The sequence below is a fragment of the Salinivibrio sp. MA427 genome, from assembly GCF_001996115.1.
Lineage (GTDB): Bacteria > Pseudomonadota > Gammaproteobacteria > Enterobacterales > Vibrionaceae > Salinivibrio > Salinivibrio costicola.
The window spans coordinates 1-1,698 of record NZ_MUFH01000425.1 but is presented as its reverse complement, the minus strand read 5'-3'; the positions used below and the strand labels follow the sequence as shown (position 1 = coordinate 1,698).

Here is a 1,698-nt window from a genome sequence, read left to right as displayed (position 1 = left end):
ATCAAATACCTTGTTAGCTTTTCATGTCTTAATGTCCAAAATGTTAGCGAGCGCTTATTCTGTGGGTCTGGTAAGGGGGCGTTGGCTTGAGTCTAGGGGCTTGTATAGGGGCGCCTTAAAAATCAGTCGATGGGGCTTTTTGTTGTTTACGTTGAAAAAATCAGCCAAGCGGTCTTTTTTTACCCAACTTTTCTGTGTATTTCACTAAATTTGTMCAACAAARTGTGATTAAGGTTGGTATAATTTTCACCACATTAACCCYCTGCACGCKCTGTCGGACATTTGYGCTGTGAATATAGACGTCAATAACCTCCTGCTTCAAAACGATATTTTACTCCTTTTTGTGGTGCTCGCGCTCGGCCTGGCCGTCGGAAAGATCAAAATTGGTAGTGTGCAACTCGGTGGATCCATCGGCGTGTTGTTCACCGCAATCATTTTTGGTAATGCCGGGTTTACCTTTTCGCCCGACGCACTCAGCATCGGCTTTATGTTGTTTATCTACTGTGTCGGTATCGAGGCAGGGCCGAACTTTTTTGGTGTGTTTTTCCGTGACGGAAAATCTTACCTATTGCTCGCGCTCACCGTGTTGTTAAGCGCCATTGGGTTGACGTTGTTTTTTCAAGATCAGTTGGGGCTGGATACCAGCATTGCCACTGGCATGATGGCAGGCGCACTCACCGCTACTCCGGTGCTCGTGGGCGCGAAAGATGCGCTTAACTCTGGCTTAACCGGCACCGATGGCGAGCAGCTGGGAATGATGATCGATAACCTCAGTGTCGGCTATGCCATGGCCTACCTTACCGGTTTGGTGAGTTTGATTGTGCTTGCCAAGTTAATGCCTAAGCTGCAACGCCATAACCTGGAGCACTCTGCTCAGCAAATTGCGATTGAGCGCGGGTTAGGCAGTGAGTCACAGCGTAAAGTGTATCTGCCTATTATTCGCGCCTATCGGGTTGGCCCAGAGCTGATTGATTGGATTGATGGCCGCAATCTGCGTGAGCTGGGTATTTATCGCCAAACGGGCTGTTATATCGAGCGGATTCGCCGTAACGGCATTTTGGCTAACCCCGATGGCGATGCCATTTTGCAGCAAGGGGACGAGATTGCCTTAGTAGGCTACCCAGACAGCCATGCGCGCCTCGACCCCAGTTTTAGAAACGGCAAAGAAGTGTTTGATCGTGACTTGCTTGATTTGCGCATCGTCGAAGAAGAAATCGTGGTGAAAAACGACAGTGTGGCGCAAAAGAAGCTGTCCGATCTTAGCTTGTCGGAATATGGCTGCTTTTTAAACCGCGTGGTACGCGCGCAAGTCGAGATGCCGATGGACCAAGGCATTATTCTGAATAAAGGCGATGTGTTGCAAATCAGTGGCGAGAAAAGCCGCGTCAAAGGGCTGGCGGATCGGATTGGTTTTATCTCGATTCATAGCCAGATGTCGGATTTGCTCGCGTTTTGTTGCTTCTTTATTCTGGGGCTTGGGTTGGGGATGATCACCCTCACTTTTGGCCAAGTGACCTTTGGGCTGGGTAATGCCGCCGGCTTGCTGCTGGCGGGGATTAGTCTTGGCTTTTTACGCGCCAACCACCCTACCTTCGGCTATGTGCCACAAGGGGCGCTGAATATGGTCAAAGATTTAGGCCTGATGACCTTTATGGCCGGGATTGGTCTGAGTGCCGGTAGCCGGCTATTTGATTACAT

At 49.7% G+C, this 1,698-nt stretch carries 1 protein-coding gene; it reads left to right on the top strand.

The genetic code is table 11. The features are described 5' to 3' along the window. Positions 1–289: 289 nt before the first annotated feature. The coding region (locus BZG79_RS15260; RefSeq protein WP_077774831.1) for an aspartate:alanine antiporter at positions 290–1,698 on the top strand (1,409 nt) is incomplete at its 3' end.